The organism is Marinactinospora rubrisoli (genome assembly GCF_042664915.1).
GTDB lineage: Bacteria > Actinomycetota > Actinomycetes > Streptosporangiales > Streptosporangiaceae > Marinitenerispora > Marinitenerispora rubrisoli.
The window spans coordinates 379,528-400,645 of sequence record NZ_JBHTBH010000004.1; the positions used below are offsets into that span (position 1 = coordinate 379,528).

Annotated in this window: 22 protein-coding genes; 15 read left to right on the top strand and 7 right to left on the bottom strand. The window is 73.9% G+C overall.

Features of this window, described 5'->3' with window-relative positions; genetic code table 11:
- Positions 1–405: 405 nt before the first annotated feature.
- On the top strand, positions 406–879 hold the full coding sequence (locus ACFQRF_RS10855) for a VOC family protein (RefSeq protein ID WP_379870890.1): 474 nt from the start codon (positions 406–408) through the stop codon (positions 877–879).
- A gap of 147 nt (positions 880–1,026) precedes the next feature.
- On the opposite strand, the gene ACFQRF_RS10860 is transcribed toward ACFQRF_RS10855, so the two are convergent.
- Complete coding sequence (locus ACFQRF_RS10860; protein ID WP_379870891.1) at positions 1,027–1,413, bottom strand: DUF6506 family protein; 387 nt, start codon at positions 1,411–1,413, stop codon at positions 1,027–1,029.
- A gap of 146 nt (positions 1,414–1,559) precedes the next feature.
- Here ACFQRF_RS10860 and ACFQRF_RS10865 point away from each other — a divergent pair, with 146 nt between their 5' ends.
- The gene (locus ACFQRF_RS10865) at positions 1,560–1,952 is read left to right on the top strand and encodes a RidA family protein (protein ID WP_379870892.1); all 393 of its coding nucleotides are present in this window, start codon (positions 1,560–1,562) and stop codon (positions 1,950–1,952) included.
- 34 nt (positions 1,953–1,986) lie between these two features.
- Here the strand turns inward: ACFQRF_RS10865 and ACFQRF_RS10870 are convergent, their stop codons facing one another.
- Together ACFQRF_RS10870 and ACFQRF_RS10875 are read right to left on the bottom strand one after the other, a co-directional pair.
- On the bottom strand, positions 1,987–2,889 hold the full coding sequence (locus ACFQRF_RS10870) for a serine hydrolase (protein ID WP_379870893.1): 903 nt from the start codon (positions 2,887–2,889) through the stop codon (positions 1,987–1,989).
- Entirely contained in the window at positions 2,886–3,773 is an 888-nt protein-coding gene (locus ACFQRF_RS10875) for a LysR family transcriptional regulator (RefSeq protein WP_379870894.1), read from the bottom strand. Before ACFQRF_RS10875 ends, ACFQRF_RS10870 begins: the two co-directional genes overlap by 4 nt.
- A 144-nt stretch (positions 3,774–3,917) precedes the next feature.
- Between ACFQRF_RS10875 and bla the strand changes: the two genes are divergently transcribed.
- Positions 3,918–4,835: a class A beta-lactamase gene (gene bla, locus ACFQRF_RS10880; RefSeq protein WP_379870895.1), complete on the top strand. Its 918-nt coding sequence runs from the start codon at positions 3,918–3,920 to the stop codon at positions 4,833–4,835.
- Between the two features lie 107 nt (positions 4,836–4,942).
- On the opposite strand, the gene ACFQRF_RS10885 is transcribed toward bla, so the two are convergent.
- Positions 4,943–5,893: a GlxA family transcriptional regulator gene (locus ACFQRF_RS10885; protein ID WP_379870896.1), complete on the bottom strand. Its 951-nt coding sequence runs from the start codon at positions 5,891–5,893 to the stop codon at positions 4,943–4,945.
- A 621-nt stretch (positions 5,894–6,514) separates the two neighbouring features.
- Here ACFQRF_RS10885 and ACFQRF_RS10890 point away from each other — a divergent pair.
- The 5 genes from ACFQRF_RS10890 to ACFQRF_RS10910 all read left to right on the top strand — a co-directional run bounded on the left by ACFQRF_RS10890 (position 6,515) and on the right by ACFQRF_RS10910 (position 10,562).
- Positions 6,515–7,207, top strand: a complete 693-nt coding sequence (locus ACFQRF_RS10890) for a hypothetical protein (RefSeq protein ID WP_379871000.1) — start codon at positions 6,515–6,517, stop codon at positions 7,205–7,207.
- 248 nt (positions 7,208–7,455) lie between these two features.
- A complete protein-coding gene (locus tag ACFQRF_RS10895; protein ID WP_379870897.1) occupies positions 7,456–7,923 on the top strand; it encodes a DUF2269 family protein in 468 nt (155 codons plus the stop codon).
- Positions 7,924–8,045: 122 nt separating this feature from the next.
- Positions 8,046–8,315, top strand: a complete 270-nt coding sequence (locus tag ACFQRF_RS10900) for a hypothetical protein (RefSeq protein ID WP_379870898.1) — start codon at positions 8,046–8,048, stop codon at positions 8,313–8,315.
- A gap of 73 nt (positions 8,316–8,388) precedes the next feature.
- A complete protein-coding gene (locus ACFQRF_RS10905) occupies positions 8,389–9,171 on the top strand; it encodes an alpha/beta fold hydrolase (protein WP_379870899.1) in 783 nt (260 codons plus the stop codon).
- Positions 9,168–10,562, top strand: coding sequence for a hypothetical protein (locus ACFQRF_RS10910; RefSeq protein WP_379870900.1), 1,395 nt, complete (start codon positions 9,168–9,170; stop codon positions 10,560–10,562). Before ACFQRF_RS10905 ends, ACFQRF_RS10910 begins: the two co-directional genes overlap by 4 nt.
- Before the next feature lie 33 nt (positions 10,563–10,595).
- Here the strand turns inward: ACFQRF_RS10910 and ACFQRF_RS10915 are convergent, their stop codons facing one another.
- The gene (locus ACFQRF_RS10915; protein ID WP_379870901.1) at positions 10,596–12,095 is read right to left on the bottom strand and encodes an MFS transporter; all 1,500 of its coding nucleotides are present in this window, start codon (positions 12,093–12,095) and stop codon (positions 10,596–10,598) included.
- A 128-nt stretch (positions 12,096–12,223) separates the two neighbouring features.
- On the opposite strand from ACFQRF_RS10915, the gene ACFQRF_RS10920 reads away from it, so the two are divergent.
- From ACFQRF_RS10920 to ACFQRF_RS10945, 6 genes are all read left to right on the top strand, one after another.
- Complete coding sequence (locus tag ACFQRF_RS10920) at positions 12,224–13,444, top strand: cytochrome P450 (protein WP_379870902.1); 1,221 nt, start codon at positions 12,224–12,226, stop codon at positions 13,442–13,444.
- Between the two features lies 1 nt (position 13,445).
- On the top strand, positions 13,446–14,117 hold the full coding sequence (locus ACFQRF_RS10925; RefSeq protein WP_379870903.1) for a TetR/AcrR family transcriptional regulator: 672 nt from the start codon (positions 13,446–13,448) through the stop codon (positions 14,115–14,117).
- Positions 14,118–14,173: 56 nt separating this feature from the next.
- Complete coding sequence (locus ACFQRF_RS10930) at positions 14,174–14,374, top strand: ferredoxin (RefSeq protein WP_379870904.1); 201 nt, start codon at positions 14,174–14,176, stop codon at positions 14,372–14,374.
- Positions 14,371–15,576: an NAD(P)/FAD-dependent oxidoreductase gene (locus ACFQRF_RS10935; protein ID WP_379870905.1), complete on the top strand. Its 1,206-nt coding sequence runs from the start codon at positions 14,371–14,373 to the stop codon at positions 15,574–15,576. The genes ACFQRF_RS10930 and ACFQRF_RS10935 overlap by 4 nt, the downstream gene beginning before the upstream one ends.
- A gap of 132 nt (positions 15,577–15,708) precedes the next feature.
- The gene (locus ACFQRF_RS10940; protein ID WP_379870906.1) at positions 15,709–16,935 is read left to right on the top strand and encodes a cytochrome P450; all 1,227 of its coding nucleotides are present in this window, start codon (positions 15,709–15,711) and stop codon (positions 16,933–16,935) included.
- Positions 16,936–16,987: 52 nt separating this feature from the next.
- Complete coding sequence (locus ACFQRF_RS10945) at positions 16,988–17,182, top strand: ferredoxin (RefSeq protein WP_379870907.1); 195 nt, start codon at positions 16,988–16,990, stop codon at positions 17,180–17,182.
- Positions 17,183–17,274: 92 nt separating this feature from the next.
- Here ACFQRF_RS10945 and ACFQRF_RS10950 read toward each other — a convergent pair whose 3' ends face one another.
- The gene (locus ACFQRF_RS10950) at positions 17,275–18,366 is read right to left on the bottom strand and encodes a tartrate dehydrogenase (RefSeq protein WP_379870908.1); all 1,092 of its coding nucleotides are present in this window, start codon (positions 18,364–18,366) and stop codon (positions 17,275–17,277) included.
- 95 nt (positions 18,367–18,461) lie between these two features.
- Positions 18,462–19,364: a LysR family transcriptional regulator gene (locus ACFQRF_RS10955; protein ID WP_379870909.1), complete on the bottom strand. Its 903-nt coding sequence runs from the start codon at positions 19,362–19,364 to the stop codon at positions 18,462–18,464.
- 125 nt (positions 19,365–19,489) lie between these two features.
- On the opposite strand from ACFQRF_RS10955, the gene ACFQRF_RS10960 reads away from it, so the two are divergent.
- Complete coding sequence (locus ACFQRF_RS10960; protein WP_379870910.1) at positions 19,490–21,112, top strand: SLC13 family permease; 1,623 nt, start codon at positions 19,490–19,492, stop codon at positions 21,110–21,112.
- The last annotated feature ends 6 nt before the right edge of the window (positions 21,113–21,118 follow it).

Consider the following 21,118-nt stretch of genomic DNA (forward strand, 5'->3'; position numbering starts at 1 on the left):
CGCCGAGTGTCCGGAGCCGTCGACGCTCTACGCCGTAGGCCCGTCCGCGTTGGCAGTGGAGGGGAGTGAGGTGGTGAGCGCGACCGGGGGCACAGAGCGGCGAGCCGCCGAGTGTCCGGAGCCGTCGACGCCCTGTGCCGTAGGCCCGTCCGCGTCGGCGGTGGAGGGTAGTGAGGTGGTGAGCGCGACCGGGGGCACAGAGCGGCGAGCCGCCGAGTGTCCGGAGCCGTCGACGCCCTGTGCCGTAGGCCGAGTCGCGTTGGCGGTGGAGGGTAGTGAGGTGGTGAGCGCGACCCGGAAGCACCCGCCGCGATGAGTTCGGCGCCCGCCCGGGGTTACAGGGGTGACGGAACGACAGTCGCGCGGCGGGGCGGCCCGCCGCGCGCCGACCTATAGGAGGCTCCCATGCGGGAGATCGTCACCCACCTGACCTTCGACAAGGGGGCGGAGGAGGCCGTGGACTTCTACACCTCGATCTTCCCCGACTCCCGGATCACCGGAATGACCCACTTCCGGGCCAACGAACCCGGCCCGGAGGGGGCGGTGCGCACCATTCGCTTCGAGATGCTCGGCCAGAAGTTCCTCGCGGTCAACGGCGGCCCCGAGTTCTCGTTCACCCAGGGCGTCTCGCTGCTCGTGCGGTGCGACACCCAGCGTGAGATCGACGAGCTGTGGGACCGGCTGAGCGAGGGCGGCGAGACCGAGGTGTGCGGCTGGGTCATCGACCGCTACGGCCTGTCGTGGCAGCTCGAACCGGCGGTGGTGGAGGAGTACATGTACGGCCCCGACCCCGAGGCCGCGCAGCGCGTGGTCGAGGCCATCTATGGGATGACCAAGATCGACATCGCGGGGGTGGAGCGCGCCTACAAGGGCGAGTAGCAGGAGTTCGGCGGATCCCGGGCGGGCGATGCGCAGGGGCCGCCGCCCGCCCCGGGGTCTCCGCGTGGTGTCGGTTCCCGTTCTCCGCCACCGCGGCCTTGCAGGCGGCCACGCCGTCGATCGGCTCGAAGGGGAAGCCGACCAGGCTCACGGGCACCCGCCGCCGATCGCCTCCTGCACCCGGGCGGCGGTGACCACGGGCGCGCCGCCGCGGATCTCCACCAGATCGCCGCCCTGGCGGACGAACTCGGCCGCCACCTCCGCGGCTGTGGACGCGTCCCGCGCAGCGACCACCGCCGCCCGGTCGCCGACGTGCGTGTGGACGACGCGCTGCCGGGCCGGGCGGCCTCGGGGCGGCGTCGATGGTGACCGAACCGCGGCTCGGGCCGGGCGCCGCCCCGAGCCCGTGGCCCGCCGCGACACCGCCCGGCACCTCGACCAGCCGGACCCTGGCCGCGCCTGCTCGGCGGCCACCCGGGCCGCCGCCGCGCCGTCCGGGTTCCGAACGAGCAGCGTGCGCTCGCCACTGTGCACCCGCGCGATTCGGTCGAGGCCGGGGTCCGTCCCCGGCGCCGGGAGCGGAACGCCCCGTCGAACTCCGCCATGCCGCGCGGCTTTACATCGAGTTAACTGGAGGTTCTAGGGTGGCGCCGTATGCCGACCGGGCAGGAGGTACCGCCATGCACCGCACCGCCGTCAACCCGTGGAACTATCCCGAAGGCTTCGACCAGGGGGTGCTGATCGAGGGGCACCGTCGGCTGCTCTTCGTCAGCGGACAGTGCGCGGTCTCGCCCGAGGGGGAGTCCCGCCACCCGGGCGACATGCGGGCGCAGGCCCTGCTGGCCCTGGAGAACGTCGAGCGGGTGCTCGCCGAGGCGGGCATGGGCGTGGCGAACATCGTCCGGATGAACACCTACGTCACCGACGTCGACGCCTACCTCCAGCACGCGGCGGACGAGATCGCCGAACGGCTGGCGGCTCACGACGTGCGGCCGCCCGGGGTCCTCGCCGGCATCGGCCGCTTGGCCCGGCCGGACCTGCTGATCGAACTGGAGGCGTTCGCCGCCGACTGAGCGGCCACCGTCCGTCCCGGGGCCGGGCGGTGGGCTACCCGCCGCGCAGGTGGTCGCGCAACCGGCGCGCCACCCGGCCCATCAGCGCCTCGGCCTCCGGCTGGTGGATGGCCGGGACCCGCGACTCCGTGAGCGCGGCCACCGCGAACCTCTGGCCGTCGGCGTGCTCCACGACGCCGATCTCGTGCCGGAGGTTGATCAGGGTTCCGGTCTTGGACGACCACGTCGAGGAGTCGGAGCTGAAGTCCGGCGCCAGCCGCTGCCGGAGCACGTTGTCGCCCAGGAGTTCGCGCATCCGCCCCGCCACCTCCGAGGGGATCGACGACGGCGTCCACAGCGCCTGGAGGAGTTCGACGCACGCGCGCGCCGATCCCGAGTTCGCGCGGCTGACGTCGAGCTGAGGGACCGGGTGCCCGCGCCCGGCGGTGCCGGCGCCGATGGCGAGGGAGTGCGCGAGGTGCGCGTCGGCGGGTCCGAGGAGTTCCGCCACCGTCCGGCTGAGGTCGCGCAACGTGCGCCGGACGGTGATCCCGCGCAGGCCGAGGCCCGCCACCAGGCGGGCCACCTCGGCCGGGGGCGTGAGGCCGAACAGGGTGTCGGCCGCGGCGTTGTCGCTCACGCAGGTGCTGAGGTAGAGCAGGTCGTCCACCGCGATCCGGGTCGGGTGCCGGAACCTGCTGAGCCCGAACGGCCCCGGGGCGGTGATCGCGTCCGGACGCACCAGGATCCGGGTCGCGCCGTCGAGTTCGCCGCGCCGGATCCGCTCCAGCGTGGCGATGGCCAGGGGCACCTTGACGAGCGAGGCGATCGAGAACTCCAGGTCGGGCTCGATGCCGAGCTCCTGCCCGGAGTCCAGGTCGCGCACCAGGAACGAACCGTGCAGGCCGGCGTCGTCGAGTTCCGCGCGGAGCTCCCGGAGCAGCCGTTCGGCGCTCACCCCGTCACCTCCGCGTGGACGGCCGCGCCGAGGCACCGGGCGATCCCCGCGCCCAGCGACGTCCGGACCCGCTCCACCTCGTCGCCGGTCGCGGCGGCCACATCGTGACCGCGCGTGAGCTCGATCTCGCCGATCGGCCGCCAGTGCAGGTCCAGTTCCGCGGCCTGCGCGGGCGAGCAGAGCAGGAGGTCGGCCGAGTCGAGGACCTCCGCCGCCGCTGAGGTCAGCGACGCCGCGACGGTGACCTGCCCGGGGCGCAGTCCCACCGTGTCCCGGACCCGCATCAGCCGGTCGCGCACGTGCGGGACGTCGTCCTCCGGCTGGATCCAGACCCGCCGCCGTACCGGATCCGTGCGGCCGCCGCGGAGCGTCTCGATGTAGACGGTCCGCGCGCGAGGCTCGGCCGCACTCGCCAGCCCGAGCGGCGCCGACCAGCGGGCCTCGCTCTCCGGCACCGGCGTGATCGCGGCCCGCACCTGGAGCGAGCGCAGCAGCTCGGCGCGTCGCGCCGGCGGCGCCTCGTGGAGGTCGAGCCGCAGGCCCTGGCGGCGCGCGTCGACGTCGAGGTGGGCGAGGTCCCGGGTGGCGCAGATGTCGGGGACCGCCAGCCGCATCGGTGCCAGCTTCGCGCGTTCCGCGTCGTACTCCATGGCCTCGGCGAGCTGGACGAGGCGCCGGGCCGACGGCAGCATGTCGCGGCCGAACGGCGTGAGCGTCGCGCGCCGGGTCGAGCGGTCGAACAGCCGCCCGCCCAGGTGCCGCTCCAGCGCCGCGATGCGGCGGCTCGCCACCGGCTGGGGGATCTGCGCGGCCGCGGCGCCGAGGGTGAAGCTGCCCCGCTCGCTCACGCTGACGAAGGCCCGGCAGGCGCCCACGATGTCCATGGCCGCAGACTATGCGCTTTCTGCATCGAACCTGTCATTTTCGTCTTCGACAGCATCGACGCTCCGGCCCACACTTACTCCGTGGGGCCCCACCACCGAGCATGCGAACGAGCATGCGCCGCATCGAGAGACAGGACGCCAAGCATGTCCATCCACCTCACGCGACGCGCCAGGTTCGCGGCCGTGGCCGCGCTCGCGCTCACCCCGCTCGCCGGCTGCGCGTCGGCCGAGACCGCCGCGCCGGTCGCCGAGACCTCGTCGGCCGCGGCGTCGCCGGACTCCGGCCACGAGGCCGCGTTCGCCCGGCTGGAGAACGAGTACGACGCCCGGCTCGGCGTCTACGCGATCGACACCGGCACCGACGAGGTCGTCTCCTACCGGCCCGATGACCGGTTCGCCTACTGCTCCACCCACAAGGCGTTCTCCGCCGCCGCCGTCCTCGACCAGAACTCCCCCGAAGAGCTCGACGAGATCGTGCACTACACCGAGGAGGACCTGGTCGACTACTCGCCCATCACCGAGCAGCACGTCGACACCGGCATGTCGCTGATCGACGTGGTCGACGCCGCTGTCCGCTACAGCGACAACACGGCGGCGAACCTGCTCTTCGAGGAACTCGGCGGCCCGAGCGGCCTGCAGGAGGCCCTCCGTGAGCTCGGCGACGACGTCACGCACGTCGACCGCCTCGAAACGGCGCTGAACGAGGCCACCCCGGGCGACATCCGCGACACCAGCACCCCGGAGGCGATGGCCACCACGCTGCGCGAGTACACCCTCGGCGACGCCCTGGCGGCCGACGAGCGCGAGACCCTTGTCGACCTGCTCCGGCGCAACACCACCGGCGACGAGCTGATCCGCGCCGGTGTTCCCGACGGCTGGGTCGTCGGCGACAAGACCGGAGCCGGTGACTACGGCACCCGCAACGACATCGCCGTCATCTGGCCCCCCGAGGACGACCCGATCGTCATCGCCGTCATGTCCAGCCGCGACGCCCAGGACGCCGAGTACGACAACGCCCTGATCGCGGACGCCACCGAGGTCGTCGTCGACTCCCTGACGTAGTTCCCCGCCCCTTCCGCACCCGCGGCCCGGCAGCACCCCGGGCCGCGGGTGCCGGCCGTTCCGGTGCGGCGCGGGTGCCCGCGGGAGCGGCCCGGGGCCGGCGGGGCTCAGGAGCCGTTGGCGCGGAAGGACGAACGGTAGGACTGCGGCGTCACTCCGACGACGCGCTTGAAGCGGTCCCGGAAGGCGGTGGGCGAACCGAAACCCGCCTGTGCCGCGATGCGCTCGATCCCGTGGTCGGTGGTCTCCAGCAGGAACTGGGCGCGCCGCACCCGGGCGCGCAGCAGCCACTGCAGCGGTGTGCTGCCGATCTGCTCCCGGAACCGGCGGCTGAAGGTGCGCTCGCTCATCCCGCAGCGCGCGGCCATCGCCGACAGGGTGAGGTCCCGACCGAGATTTTCCTCGATCCAGGCCAGCACCGGCTCCAGCCGGGAACCCTGGGGCACCGGCGGCTGCGCATGCACCATGAACTGGGCCTGCCCGCCCTCCCGCTCCAGCGGCGTCACCGCCAGCCGGGCCGAGTCCGCCGCCACCGCCGAGCCCAGGTCCCGCCGGATCATGTGCAGACACAGGTCCAGCCCGGCGGACGCCCCGGCCGAGGTGAGGATCCGGCCGTTGTCCACGTACAGCACATCGGGCTGGACGTCGACCTTCGGGAACAGCTCGGCCAGCCGGCCGGCCGCGAGCCAGTGGGTGGTCGCGCGCCGGCCGTCCAGCAACCCGGCCCCGGCCAGGATGAACGCGCCCGCGCAGATGGAGGCGATCCGCGTGCCGGTGGCCGCGGCCGCGCGCAGCGCCTCGTGCACCTCCTCGCCGGGGGGCTCCGTGTGCTCCGCGCAGCCCGGCACGATGATGGTGTCGGCCTCCCGCAGCGCCGCCAGGCCGTGCGGCACGTTCATGGTGAACGCCTCGCCGGCCACCCGCGGGGTCGCCGCGCAGACCAGGACGCGGTACGGCCGACGCCCGTCGGCCAGCCGGGCGCGCCCGAAGGTGTCGATCGGGATCGACATGTCGGACGCCACCACATGGTCGAAGACCAGAACCGCCACCGTGTGCATTCGGCCACGGTAACCGAGAATCCGCCAGGCCGGAATCCGCTGGCCGACCGGCCGGACCGGGGAGAAGCGCCGGAACGGACGGGTGGCGGAAATCCGTTGGAGATTGGCGATTCTGCCACTAGGGCGCCGGAGCGGCCGCCTCTAGCGTGGGCTTCGTACCTGGAGGAGCACGGTGCGGTCCGCGCGGGAAGGGAGTGTCGCATGCTCGCGCAGTTCCTGCTGTACGGGCGCTGGGCACGCCACCGGGCGGAGTCCCGGACTCTCCGGTCCGCGCCTCCCGCGAGTCCGGAGCCGTGGAGCGGGCGGCGCGCCGCGCCAGGTGAATGGCGACCGTTCCGCGCCGCGTGGGCGCACCGGCGGCGGCCCCGTGACGGAGTGGACGCGCCGTCCACCGCCGCGGTCCGTGCACCGCGACCGACGCGGGAGGACGCCGAACCCCTCCGGGCCGGGTCCGGGAACCGCAAGCCCGTCATCGCGGGCACCCTCTCGACGTCCGCCCGTGGCTTCCGTGCCCGGGCCCGCCGCCGCCGGGAAATCCGGGTGTGGGACGGGTTCGGCGCCCTGGACGTCATCGCCCCCCTACGAGGTCTTCCACATGGCGGGGCCGTCGGCGGTGGAGCGGTGACCGCCGAACCCGTGACGGCCGAAGGCGCCCGCGAGGTCCCCGGCGGCGTCCCGGGGGTGAGCCCGACCGTGACCGCCGCGCTCGGCCCGGTACCCGCCGACGTCATCGTCGTGCCGGGCGCGGCCGGGGACCTGCGCCGGGAGCGGGATCGCACCGAGGAGGAGCGGCGGCACACCATCGCGGTGATCACCGGCCGCGCCCTGCGGACCGGCCCGCCCGCCCTGGTGAAGGAGGCGCTGGACCGCGATGACACGCTGGTCGCCACGGTCCGCGGCGGCTCCCTGCTCCTCGCCATGGCCGGCCCGATCGAGAGGCGCACCGTCACCGGGCACCACTTCGGGACGGTGGCGGGCGGACTTCAGGGCCGTGCCGATCAGCGCCCGAGTCGTCGACGACGGGGACCTCGTCACCGGAGGTGCCGTCACCTCCGTCCGGGACCCCGCCCTCGACCTTGTGGAGCGCGAGATCGGCCCGGGGTCGCGCAGCGGGCCATTGGTCTTGCCCTCGCCTCGGTAGGCCCCGGACATGCGGTCGACCGTGCGGCCGGGCACCTAGCCGACCCGCTGGCCATGGGCGATCAGCAGGGTCATCCGCGCGTGGGACGTGCTCAAGCCCGCTCCGTTCCCCGCGCGACCGGTACGTCCGTGGCCCGGAGAACACTCCGCCGACAGGTCCTGGACCAGCGATGACCGGTTCTCGATCAGTGGCCGGAGCGTCCCGGAGGACCGGGCGGCCATTCCTCCCGAGCCACCAGCGGCGAAGCACCATCAGTCACACCCGGTCCCCCCGGACCGCCGCACCTTCTTAAGGACACCACCATGCCAGCAGCCGTAACCGTCCGCCCCGCCACCCGGCCGGGCCGCGCCCGCCCGAACGGCGGCCCCCGTGCCCTCCGGACGGCGGACCGCCGGGCCACCGCAGCGGCGGGAGCCGCCCGATGACCAAGCTGCTGCTCTCCCTGCACGTGCTGGCCGCCATCATCGCGATCGGGCCGGTGACCGTGGCGGCCAGCATGTTCCCCGCGGCGGTCCGCCGGGCCGAAGCCGCCGGCCGGGAGGGGACGGCGGTGTCCGCCGTCCGGCTGCTGCACCGCATCTGCCGGGTCTACGCCGTCGTCGGGATCGCCGTGCCGATCTTCGGCTTCGCCACCGCCAGCAGCCTCGGCGTTCTGACCGACCCGTGGCTGATCGCCTCGATCGTGCTCACCGCCGCCGCGGCCGGAATCCTGGCCCTGCTCGTCCTGCCGGGGCAGCAGGCGGTGCTGGCCCGGTTCGACGGTGCGGGCGGCGCGGTGGAGCGCCGCACCACGGCGCGGCTGGCGATGCTGACCGGCGTCTTCAATGTCCTCTGGGCGGTCGTGACGGTCCTCATGATCGTCCGCCCCGGCTCGACCACGGGGGTGTGACCATGCCGCGTCCCCGGCGGGTCATCTGGTCGTGCTCGCCGTCTCGCTTCCCTCCGCCGCCGACACGGGGAGGGCGCGCGCGGGGTGTCGACGGCTTCGGGCGCTCGGCGGCTCGCCGCTTCGTGTTGCTGCGCGGTGCCGCCGCGGTCGAGCTCGGCACGCTCATCGTGATGCTCGGCAACATGGCCACCGCCCACCTCCCCGAGATCTCGTCGCTCGCCGGTCCCACCCACGGCTGCGCCTACCTGTTCACCGTGATCGCCGTCGCGCGCGACCCACGGCGCACGTGGCCGTCCGTCGGCCTGGCGATGCTGCCGGGGATCGGCGGCCTGCTGGCCCTGCGCCGCCTGACCAGGGCGGACGCGCGGGCCGAGGCGGTTCCCGCCGACTGAGGCCGGCCGGTGGCCGCACGGTGCGGCGTGGACGCGGTGTGCGCCGCCCGCAAACCCGGGTAGGGGCACCGCCATGCAACGGATCGACACGGTGGTGGACGGCCGGCCCATGGCCGCCTGGCGGACCGCCGGGCCCGGGCCGCCGGTGGTGTGCGTTCATGGCGCCGGGGTCTCCAGCCGGGAGTTCCTGCCGTTCGTGAACGCGCTCGGCCGCCGGCACGACGTATGGACGGTGGATCTCCCCGGCTTCGGCGCCAGCGGCGGTCCGGTGCGTCCACTCGGGCTGCGGGCGCTGGCCGACGCGGTCACCGCGTGGACGGCCACGGCCGGTCTGCAAGGCGCGGTGCTGCTCGGCAGCTCGTTCGGCTGCCAGGTGGCCGTCGACGCCGCCGCCCGGCATCCGGGCCGTTTCGCGGGACTGGTACTGGTGGGGCCCACGGTCGACGCTGCGGCCCGGGATCCGATCCGCCAGGCGCTGCGCTGGCTGCGCAACTCGCCCGCCGAGCGGGCGTCCATGGCCTTGCTCAACCTCGCCGACTACCGCGACGCGGGCCCGCGCCGGGTGATCGGCACGTTCCGCGAGGCGCTGCGCGACCGGGTCGAGGACCGGCTGCCGCTCGTCCGGACGCCCGCGCTGGTCGTGCGCGGGGCCCGCGACCGGCTCGTCCCCCAGGAGTGGGCGGAGGAGGTGACCCGGCTGCTGCCGGAGGGGCGGCTGGCCGTGGTGCCGGACGCCGGCCACATGGTGCCCTACCGGCGCCCGGACGCGCTGGCGGAACTCGTCACCGGCTTCCTGGCCGGACTCGCGCCCGCCGGAGGCGGCACCCGGCCGGAGCAGGGGAGGGCCCAGGGATGAAAGCGTCCAGAGCGGTCGCCGCCTTCGACTCCGCCACCGGCATGCTGCGGGCCCTCTCCCGCTTCCTGGCGGGCGGGGACGTTCCGGCCATCGGCCAGTTGCCAGCGGCCCTGGAGGCTCCGATGTCCGGCCTGTTCGGCGCGCTGAACCGGTTCCCGCCGGGCGTCCGGGAGCGGGCGTACGCGGCGAGCGGGTGGACCGAGGCGATCCCACGGCACCGGACGGGCGACGTCCGATCCGAGGCGCTCGCCGAGTGGGTCACCGGCCACTACCCGCGGCGCCGCTACCCGGTGATCTTCCTCGGATCCGCCAACGGGGCCCTGGTGCACCTCGCCGCCGCCCTCGACGCGCCATGGCTGCCGCAGACACTGCTGCTGCCGGTCCGCCGCCGCGGCGTCACCCCCGACGATCCGCGCGGCGACCTCGCCGCCGTCCGCGACGCGGGCCGCGCCCTGCTCGCGGCCAACCCTGACCTCGTGCTGCACCACATGCACGACCCCAACCAGGACCGGCTGATGATCGCCGGGATGACGTACTTCCGGGTGAAGTGGCACCGGCTGCCGGAGGCGTACCGGAGGTTCGTCCACGACCACCTGGCGCCCGGCGGGGTCGTCGTCGCCGCCGACTGCGCGCTGCGCTGGCCCACGACCCGCGTCGACGACCGGTACGTCTTCCAGTTCGGCGCCTTCGGCGACGCCACCCCCGAGGAGTACCGCGCCGGCGGCCCGCGCGTCGCCGGCCTCCTGGAACGCTACGGCTCCCCGGTCCGTGCCTGGGACCCGCCCCCTGCCGATGGGGACGGTCCCGAGGCCGAGTGGGGGCTGCGGACGGAGTTCCTCGACGACCTCGCCGCGTTCGCCGAACACCACCGGTTCCGTCTGGACCGGCTGCGGTTCGACGCCCCGCAGCGGCTCAGTCCCGCCGTCGCCGGCCTCTACCGCGACTGGTACACCGCCCGCGGCATCCCCGCAGGGCGGTTGCTGGTCGAGTCGTTCCTGCTCCTCGACCCCTGGCAGACGCTGCGCACCGGCTCGGTCCCGTACTGGTCGGTCTTCGGCACGGAGACCTGCCGCGCGGACCTCGACGCCTACCTGGACGGCACCGACCCCTACGACGAGATCCGGATCCTGCTCTTCAACCACGGCACCGACTCCATCGGCCTGGCGAGCGCGGCCGACTGGCGGCGGACCGCCGCCCGCGCCCGCAAGGTCGGCGTCCTGACCGGCGTGGACCCCGGCGCCTACCCGCGCGACTTCGCCAGCCTGGTCCGCTCCCACCGGGAACTCCGCCGCGTCCGCGCCCGGTATCCGATGCCGCTCCCGCTGGAGGTGGGAGCGGCCGCCGCGGCGGTCACCGCGTGGGACGGGGTCACCTGGAGCACGCTGAGGTGACGGGGACCCCGCCCCGGCGCGCCCCCGGCCCGGCTACGCCGAGCGCGCGCTCCGCAGGCCGGCCGGTGCCGCGGTGTCCGCCGGCGCGGCCGTGCCCGCCGGCCCGTCCTCCGGCGTGCGGGCCGCCCCCCGGCCCGGGAGGAAGGCCGCGAACGCCAGGGCGACGATCGCCGCGATCGCGCCGATCGCCAGGATCACGCGGAAGGCGTCCTGCGAGGGCACGGCGGTGCCGCCGACCGTCACCGTCAGCTGGGCGAGGATGACACCGGCCACCGCGCTGGAGACCGACGTGCCGATGGCGCGCATCAGGGTGTTGAGGCTGTTGGCGGCCGCGGTCTCCGAGACGGGCACGGCGCCCATGATGAGCGCGGGCATCGCGCCGTACGCCAGCCCGATTCCGGCGCCGATCACGCTGGAGACGAGCACCAGGTGCCACACCTCGGACATCAGCACCACCCCGAGACCGTAGCCGGTGGCGACCACGACCGCGCCGAGCATCAGCGTCACCTTGGGGCCACGGGCCCGGGTGATCCGCGCGGAGATCGGTGACATGCACATCATCACCAGTCCGGAGGGGGCCATCACCAGGCCCACGGTCAGCAGCGACCGGCCCATGCCGTAGCCGGTGGCCGCCGGAGTCTGCAGGATCTGCGGGAGCACCAGGGACTGGGCGAACATCGAGAACCCGAACACGGCCGAGGCGAGGTTGGTCACCAGCACCTGGCGGCGGGCGGTGGTGCGCAGGTCGACCAGCGGCTGGGCCGTGCGCAGCTCCCACCAGCCCCACAGCACCAGCACGGCCGCGGCGGCGCCGAACAGGCCGATGGTCACGGCGCTCGACCAGCCCCACCCGGCGCCCTTGGAGATCGCCAGCAGCAGGCAGAGCAGCGCGGCGGACAGCCCCGCGGCGCCCACCACGTCGAAGCGTCCGCCCGAGCGCACCGCGGACTCGGGCACCAGCGTCACCACGAGCACGGCGGCGGCGACGCCGAGGGCCGCGGCGGTCCAGAACAGCATGTGCCAGTCGGTGTTCTCGACCAGCAGGGCGGCCGCCGGCAGCCCGAGGGCGCCGCCCACGCCGAGGGAGGCGCTCATCAGCGCGGTCGCCGATCCCAGGCGTTCGGCGGGCAGTTCGTCGCGCATGATGCTGATTCCCAGCGGGATGACACCCGCCGCCAGGCCCTGCAGGACCCGGCCGGCGACCATCGGCGTCAGCGAGTCGCTCAAGCCGCACACGACCGAGCCTGTGACGAGCAGCACCAGGCTGGCCAGCAGCATCCGCCGTTTGCCGTACATGTCGCCCAGCCGCCCCACGACCGGAGTCGCGACGGAACTGGCCAGCAGCGTGGCGGTGACCACCCAGGTGGTGTTGGACGCCGAGGCGTCCAGGAGGCCGGGCAGCAGGGGGACCAGCGGGATGACCAGGGTCTGCATCAGCGACACGACGATTCCGGAGAACGCCAGCACCGCCACGACGGTGTTCGCGCGCGGTGGTCTGGACGTGCCTTCGGACTCTGCGGTGGTGCCGGGCATGGCGGAGTCTCCCTCTTCGGGCCGGGGCGATGGATGCGGCGCGGCAAAGCTTAAGTCATTCGCTTGACTTAAGATATCGGATCGGGTTAGCTGGGCAGCGATCGACGACGCGTATCGAGGAGGCCACTATGGGTCAGGACGCCGGCGAACGGACCCTGGACTACCCCATCCCCAGCGAGGCCGCGCTGGAGCCCCCGGCGGAGTGGGCCGAGCTGCGGCAGCGGTGCCCGGTCGCCCACGTCAAGCTGCCCAGCGGCGACGACGCGACGCTCCTCACCCGATACGACGACGTCAAGGAGGTGCTCGCCGATCCGAGATTCACCCGGCGGCTGACCGCCGACGGCGCCGCGCGCATCACGAACACGGAGAAGGGCGGCGTCTTCAACAGCGACATGTCGTCGGCCATCCCGGACGGCGGCGAGGGCCATCTCCAGTGGCGCCGGATGATCAGCAAATGGTTCACGGCCAAGCGCATGGCCGCGCTGCGCCCCGGCATCGAGGCCATGGCCGAGCGGCTCGTCGACGAGATGGTGGAGCGCGGCCACCCGGCCGACCTCTATTCCAGCCTCGGGTTCCCGCTGCCGGTGTGGGTCATCTGCGACATGCTCGGCGTGCCGGAGTCCGACCGGGACCGGTTCTCCTACTGGTCCGACACCATGCTCAACCTGACCCGCTACACCCAGGCGGAGATGGACTCCGCCCAGGCCGAATTCGTCGCCTACATGGCCGGGCACGTCGCCGCCCGGCGCGCCGAACCGGGCGACGACCTGCTCAGCCAGCTCATCGCCGCCACCGACCCCCAGGGCCGCGGGATGCCCGACGCCGCACTGGTGGCCACCGGCCAGGGGCTGCTCGTCGCCGGCCACGAGACCACCGCCAACATGATCGGCAAGATGGTGGCCATGCTGCTGAGCGACCGCAGCCGCTGGGAGCGGCTGCTGGCCGACCGCTCGCTGGTGCGCTCGGCGGTCGAGGAGGCCCTGCGGTTCGACGCCAACGGCGGGTTCGGCCTGCCGCGCTACATCCCCGAGGACGCCGAGGTCGCCGGGACCACGCTCAAGGGCGGCTCCACCGTGATCTGCAGCATGTCGGCGGCCAACCGCGACGAGGCCGCGTTCGACGGTGCCGACCGGATGGACCTGGCCCGCACCCCCAACCCGCACCTCGCCTTCGGCGCCGGCGCCCACTCCTGCATCGGGCAGGCCCTCGCCCGCACCGAGCTGCAGGCCGTGCTGGAGGTGCTGCTGCGCCGGCTCCCCACCCTCGACCTCGCCGTCAGGCCGAAGGAACTGCGGGCCCGCGAAGGGCTCGTCGTCGGCGGGCTGGCGGAAGTCCCGGTGCGGTGGTGACGTGACCACGACCGGCAGAAGCGTCCGCGCCGAACGGCGGGCCGAGACCCGCGAGCGGATCCTGGTGGCCGCGGAGCGGCTGTTCGCGGAGCAGGGCATCTCCACGGTGTCCAACCGCCAGGTCAGCGAGGCGGCGGGACAGGGCAACAACTTCGCGGTCGGCTACCACTTCGGCGACAAGACCGGACTGGTCCGCGCGATCATGCGCCGGCACGCCGAACCCACCGAGCGGCTGCGCGAGCGCTACCTGGCCGAGAACGGCGACGTCGACGACCTGCGCGGCTGGGTCACCTGCCTGGTGCGCCCGATGACCGAGCACCTCGCGGCGCTGGGCACCCCCACGTGGTACGCCCGGTTCACCGCGCAGGCGCAGACCTCTCCCGCGTTGCGCTCCTTCATGGTCGAGGAGGCGCTCACCCAGCCGGCGCTCCGGCGGATCAGCGCGGGGCTCGACCGGTGCCGCCCCGCGGCGCCGGAGGAGGTGCGCCGGGAGCGTGCGGACATGATCCGCCACCTCATCGTGCACACCTGTGCCGAGCGGGAACGCGCCCTCGCCGAAGGCGGCCCCACCCGCCGGGCGAGCTGGGAGGCGACGGCGACCGGCCTGATCGACGCCCTCGTCGGCCTCTGGCAGGCGCCCGTGACGCACCGGCGCTCCGGCGGCGACACGTAGACGGCGGCGGGAACGCCCGCCGCGACCCCTGAAGCATGGGCGGAGGAGAAACAGCGATGAGAGTCAGTGTGGACCAGGACAAGTGCTGCGGAGCGGGCACGTGCGTGCTGGTCGCGCCGGACGTGTTCGACCAGCGGGAGGACGACGGCATCGTCGTCCTGCTCGACGGCGAACCGGCCGAGCCGCTGCACGACGCGGTGCGCGAGGCCGCCAGCGTGTGCCCGGCCGCGGCGATCCAGGTGGGCGAGGACGCGTGAGCGCTCCCGCCCGCGTCCTCGTGGTCGGGGCCTCCGCGGCCGGGCTCGCCACCGCCGAAGCCCTGCGCCGCAAGGGCTACCGGGGCGGACTCACCCTGCTGGGCGCCGAGCCGCACCCGCCGTACGACCGGCCGCCGCTGTCCAAACAGGTGCTCTCCGGCGCGTGGGAGCCCGAGCGCGCCCGGTTGCGGCCGGAGGCGGCGCTGGCCGCGCTGGACGCCGAGTTCGTGCTCGGCGACCCGGCCGTCCACCTCGACGCCGCCGAGCGCGCCGTGCACACCGCGTCCGGCCGGGTGCTGCGGGCCGACGCGATCGTGATCGCCACCGGACTCCGCGCCCGCACGCTCCCCGGACAGCAGGACCTGGCCGGCGTGCACGTGCTGCGCACACTCGACGACGCGCTCGCCCTGCGGTCGGAGCTGCCGGCCGCCGAGCGGGTGGTCGTCGTCGGCGACGGCGTGCTCGGTGCCGAGACCGCCGCGACCGCGCGCGAGATGGGCCGGGCGGTCACCCTGGCCGGCCCGCAGCCCGCGCCCCTGGCGAGCCAGTTCGGCCCGCTGGTGTCGGAACGGCTCGCCGCACTGCACACCGAGCGGGGCGTCGACCTGCGGCTCGGCGCCGCGGTCGGCGGACTGGACGGCCGGCGTGGGCGGGTCACCGGCGTCCGCCTGGAGACCGGCGAGGTGCTGCCCGCCGACGTGGTGGTCGTGGCGCTCGGCGCGGCCCCCGCGACCGACTGGCTGGCGGACAGCGGCCTGGGGGTGGCCGACGGCGTGCTGTGCGACTCCCGGTGCCGGGCGGCCGACGGCGTCTACGCCGCCGGTGACGTGGCCCGATGGCGGCACGACGGACTCGGGACCACCGTGCGCCTGGAGAACCGGACCAACGCCACCGAGCAGGCCGGTGTCGTCGCCGCGAACATCCTCGGCGACGACCGCCCCTACACCCCCGTGCCCTACTTCTGGACCGACCAGTTCGACGCCCGGATCCACGCACACGGTGTGCCCTCCGCCGACGCGGAGGCCGGGGTGGTGGAGGGAGACGCGGCGGACGGCCGCTTCGTCGCGGTGTACCGCCGCGACGGCCGGGTCACCGCGGTGCTCGGCTGGAACATGCCCAAGCAGGCGCGCCTGCGCCGACGGGAACTCCTGGAGGCTCCGCCGGACCCGGCGCCCCTGTCCGGCTCGCTCGCCGGGCAGTGACCAGGTCCGCCGATCCCCGCTGATCCCTGCTCCCCTTCTCCGACCAGCGGGAACCGCTGGCGCGACCGGCGGCGTGCCGACACCGTCCCGCGGCGCCAGCGGGCGAACACGGCTCGATCGAGAGGAAACGTCATGAGCAGTACGGTGGACTCCGCCGGCACGAACACCACCGGCATCCCGGAGTTCCCGATGCCCCGGGCGGCCGGGTGCCCGTTCGACCCGCCGCCGGCCCTGCGGGAGCTGCAGAAGGAGACACCGCTGGCCAGGGTCCGGCTGTGGGACGGCGGCACGGCGTGGCTGGTCACCCGGTACGCCGAGCAGCGCGCCCTGCTCGCCGACCCGCGGGTCAGCGCCGACATCACCCGGCCCGGGTACCCGTCGCAGGCCCCGCGCCAGGGCGGCTCACGGCTCAGCTTCATCCTGATGGACGACCCCGAGCACGCCCGGCTGCGGCGCATGGTGCAGGCGCCGTTCACCGTGAAGCGGGTGGCCGCCATGCGATCGGATGTCCAGCGGATCGTCGACGACCTCATCGATGACATGCTCGCCGGGCCGGCACCGGCGGACCTGGTGGAGGCGTTCGCCCTGCCGGTGCCCTCGCTGGTGATCTGCGAGCTGCTCGGCGTGCCCTACACCGACCACGACTTCTTCCAGGAGAACAGCAAGACCATCGTCCGCCGGGACAGCACGGCCGAGGAGCGGAACACCGCCATGATGCGGCTCGCCCAATACCTGGACGGGCTGGTGGGGCAGAAGCTCGCCGATCCGCAGGACGACCTGCTGTCCCAGCTCGCCGGGCGGGTGCAGGCCGGGGAACTGCCCCGCGACGAGGCGGCGCGGATGGGCGTACTGCTGCTGATCGCCGGGCACGAGACCACCGCGAACATGATCGCGCTCGGCACCCTGGCCCTGCTCGAACACCCCGGCCAGCTCGCCGCGCTGCGCGAGACCGACGACCCGAAGGTGGTCGCCGGGGCGGTCGAGGAACTGCTGCGCTACCTCAACATCACGCACACCGGGCGGCGCCGCGTGGCACTGGAGGACATCGAGATCTGCGGGCACACGATCCGGGCCGGCGACGGCCTGATCATGGCCAACGACATCGCCAACCGCGACGCGGACGCCTTCGCCGACCCCGACCGGCTGGACATCCACCGCCAGGCCCGCCACCACGTGGCCTTCGGCTTCGGGGTGCACCAGTGCCTGGGCCAGCCGCTGGCCCGGATGGAGCTGCAGGTCGTCTACAGCACCCTCTACCGGCGGATCCCCACGCTCCGGCTGGCCACCGACCTGGACCGGATCCCGTTCAAGCACGACGGCTCCGTGTACGGCGTCTACGAGCTGCCCGTCACCTGGTGACGCCGGCCGCGGCGCGACCCGGCCCACCGCAACCCACGAGGGGGAGAGTCCCATGAAGGTCACCGTCGACCAGGAGAAGTGCGTCGCTTCCGGCCAGTGCGTGATGGCCACGGAGGAGGTGTTCGACCAGCGTGAGGAGGACGGCGTCGTCGTGCTGCTCACCTCCGAGCCGCCCGCGGAGCTGGCCGAGGAGGTCCGTCAGGCCGCGGCGGTGTGCCCGGCGCTGGCCATCACCGTTCACGAGTGACGAGCCGGACCCGTCCGGCGCCGCGCCCGGCCGTCCGCAGAAATCGGGGCGGCCGGGCGCCGGTGTGCGGGCGCCCTCCGGCGGGACGGCGCTCACCCGGTCCAGCCGGGGAGGTGGGCGATGACGGCCTCGGTCACCTCCCGGGTGCCGGCGGTGCCGCCGACGTCGCGGGTGCGGATCCCGCGCGCGGTGCACGCCTCGACGGCGGCGTTGATCGCCTTGGCCTCGTCGGGCAGGCCGAGGTGGCCGAGCATCATCGCGGCGCTCCCGATCGCGCCGACCGGGTTGCACACCCCGCGGCCGGCGATGTCGGGCGCGGAGCCGTGGACGGGTTCGAACATGCTGGGAAACCGCCGCTCGGGGTTGAGGTTGGCGCTGGCCGCGAGGCCCAGACTGCCGGCCAGCGCACTGCCGAGGTCGGACAGGATGTCGGCGTGCAGGTTCGAGGCGACCACGACCGACAGCTCCTCGGGGCGCAGCACGAACTTCGCCGACATCGCGTCCACCAGGACGCTCTCGGTCTCGACGTCGGGGTAGTCACGGGCGACGCGCGCGAACGTCTCGTCCCAGAGCACCATGCCGTACTGCTGGGCGTTGCTCTTGGTCACGCTCGACACCTTCCGGCGTGCCCGGGTACGGGCGAGGTCGAAGGCGAACCGGAAGATGCGCTCGCAGCCCACCTCGGTGAACAGCGCGGACTGCACGGCCACCTCGCCGCCGGGGCCGCGCGCCGAGAGATTGCGCCCGCCGAGCCCGGCGTACTCGCCCTCGGAGTTCTCCCGCACCACCACCCAGTCCAGTTCGGTGTCGTCGGCGGCGCGGAGCGGGCCGGTGATCCCGGGAAGGAACGTCACCGGGCGGACGTTGGCCCATTGGTCGAACCCCTGGCAGATCCGCAGCCGGAGCCCCCACAGGCTGACATGGTCGGGCACGGTCGGCCAGCCGACGGCGCCGAAGTAGATCGCGTCGAAGTCGCGCAGCCGGTCGAGCCCGTCGTCGGGCATCATCACGCCGTGCTCGGCGTGGTAGGCCGAGCCCCACGGGAACTCCGTCCAGTCGAGCGCGAATCGCCCGGCGGAGCGGTCCGCCACGGTGTCGAGGACCGCGCGCCCCGCGGCGACGACCTCGGCGCCGACGCCGTCGGCGGGGATGCAGGCGATGCGGAAGGTCTGTTCGGCGGTCATGGTCCCTCCGGGGTTCGGGAAGCGGCATCCCGAGTCGACCGCATGCGGTGACCGGGTGTCCAAGACGCGTCCGCGATCCCGCTCATAGGTGCCGCCTATGGATCGGCGCGCGCCTCACGGGCGTAGCCGACGGCCACCTCCAGGAAGGCGCGCGCCCCCGGCGTCAGCATCGACGCCCGGTGCACGACGGCGATGCGCAGGTGCGACGGCGGGTCGATCCGGCGCACCGTGGCCCCGGCGCGCAGCGCCAGCGGGGTCCACGACGACGGCAGGACGGCGTGCCCGAACCCGGCGAGCACCAGCGGCAGGATCGACGTGCGGTGCGCCACCTCCGCCGCGAGCCGGACCTCGACGCCGTCCGCCTGCAACTCGTCCACGAGCCGGCGCATGAGGCTGCCGCGGTGCGACACCACCATCCGCAGCCCCCGGAGCCCGTCGCGGCGCACCACGTCACCGGGCGGCAGCCCGTGGCCGGGCGGTGAGACGAGGATCAGCGGCTGTTCCTCGACCGGCAGCACCCGCAGCCGCGCCGCCGCGGGCAGGTCGCCGGCCGAGCCGACCAGACCGATCTCCGCCGCGCCCGACCGCACGCTCTCCACCACCCCCTCAGGGGTGAAGGCGGCGTCGACGTTGACCGTCACGCCGGGGTGCGACTCGGCGAAGCGGCTCATCATCGTGGTGAGCGGTTCGATCCCCGGAGACGGCATGGAGACCAGATCGATCCGGCCGCTGCGCACCTCCCGGACCGTCTGCACGGCGGCGCGCGCCGCCTCCAGGTCCCGCAGCACCTGCCGTGCCGGCTCGACGAGCTGCCGGCCCGCCTCGCTGAGCACGACCCCGCGCCCGACCCGGTGGAACAGGGGGGTGCCGACCTCGCGCTCCAGGCTCGCGATCGCCTGCGACAGCGAGGGCTGCGCGATGTGCACGTGCTCGGCCGCGCGCCCGAAGCCGTCGTGGTCGACCACGGCGAGGAAATACCGCAGTTGGCGGGCGTCCACGGTGCCTCCTGCCCGGCATTCCATAGGAAACGCCTATGGGAAGCGTAGTCAAGACGTCTTGGACAGGCCATGGGCGGACGTTCAAGAGTGGTCTCCATCACATTGGATCGCTTCAGGAGGCCCCCATGACGCTGCAGCCACGCGGGACCGTGCCGGACGACGGCGGCCGAAGAACCGACGTCGCCGAGGCGCTCCTCGGCGGACGGACCTACCGCAGCCTCAGCGAGCAACGGCTCTCCCCCACGGAGGAGCGGTTCGAACGCGGCCGGCGGACGGTCGGCTGGGTGCTCGCCCCGGTCGTGGCCATCGCGTTCGGGCTGGCCCCGATCGACATGCCCGGCGACCAGCAGTCCCTCGCCGCCGTGCTGCTCGGCGTCATCGTGCTGTGGGTGTGCGAGCCGGTGCCGATCCCGGTCGGCGGCCTCATCGGCGTCGCCGCGATCGTGCTCCTGGGGGTCGCGCCGGCGGACGACGTGCTCGCGCCGTTCGGCTCCACGACGGTGTTCACCTTCATCGGGGCGTTCATCCTGGCGCAGGCGATGCTCAAGCACGGTGTCGCGCAACGGGCGGCCTTCCTCGTCCTGGGAATCCCCGGGGTGGGACGGTCCACGGTGCGCGTCGTGCTGGCCTTCGGCGGCATCACCTGCGTGCTCTCGGCCTTCGTCTCCAACACCGCCACGGTCGCCATGCTCATGCCGACCGCGCTCGGCATCCTGACGGTCATCGCCCGGCTGCTGCAGGACCGTGGCGCCGTCGCGCCCGACTTCGACCCCCGGCGCATCCGGATCGGCGCCGCGCTGATGCTCATGCTCGCCTACGGCGCCAGCGTCGGCGGGCTGCTCACCCCCGTCGGCTCCCCGCCCAACCTCATCGCGCGCGGCCTGATCGAGGAGGCCACCGGCGAGCGCATCTCGTTCGCCCAGTGGTCCGCCATGGCGCTGCCCATCTGCGCCTGCATGTTCGTCGTCCTCGGCGCCGTCCTGCTGCTCCTCAACCGGCCGGAGATCCGCCGTATCGACGGCGTCGAGGAGTACGTGCGCGACCAGCGCGCCGCGCTCGGCCGGATGAGCCGCGCGGAGATCAACACCCTCATCGCCTTCGGGACGACCGTCACCCTCTGGCTGGTGCCCGCCGTCGTCGGCCTCACCGCGGGGACCGAGTCCGCGCTGTACACCACGGTCTCCGACCACCTCGACGAAGGCGTCGTCGCCGTGGTCGGCGCCTGCCTGCTGTTCGTGCTGCCCACGGACTGGCGGCGCCGGCAGGCCACGATGGACTGGTCCGACGCGGCGCAGATCGACTGGGGGACGATCCTGCTCTTCGGCACCGGCATCATCTTCGGATCGCTGCTCGCCGACACCGGGCTCGCCCAGACCATCGGCGACGCCGCCTCCGGAGCGACCGGCGTGGCGAGCACGTTCGCCATCACCGCGTTCGCCGTCGTGCTCGCCGTCGTCATCTCCGAGACCACGAGCAACACCGCGTCGGCCGCCGTGGTCGTCCCCATCGTGATCCCGCTCGCGGCCGGAGTGGGGGTCGATCCCCTCGTCCCGGCGCTGGCCGCCGGGTTCGCCGCGTCCTTCGGGTTCATGCTCCCGGTGTCCACCCCGCAGAACGCGATCGTCTACGGATCCGGGTGCGTTCCGATCACCCGGATGATCCGGTCCGGGATCTGCTTCGACGTGCTCGGCGCGGTGCTGATCATCCTGCTGCTGCCCCTCATGGTGTCGCTCGCCGGAGTCGGGTGACCGAAG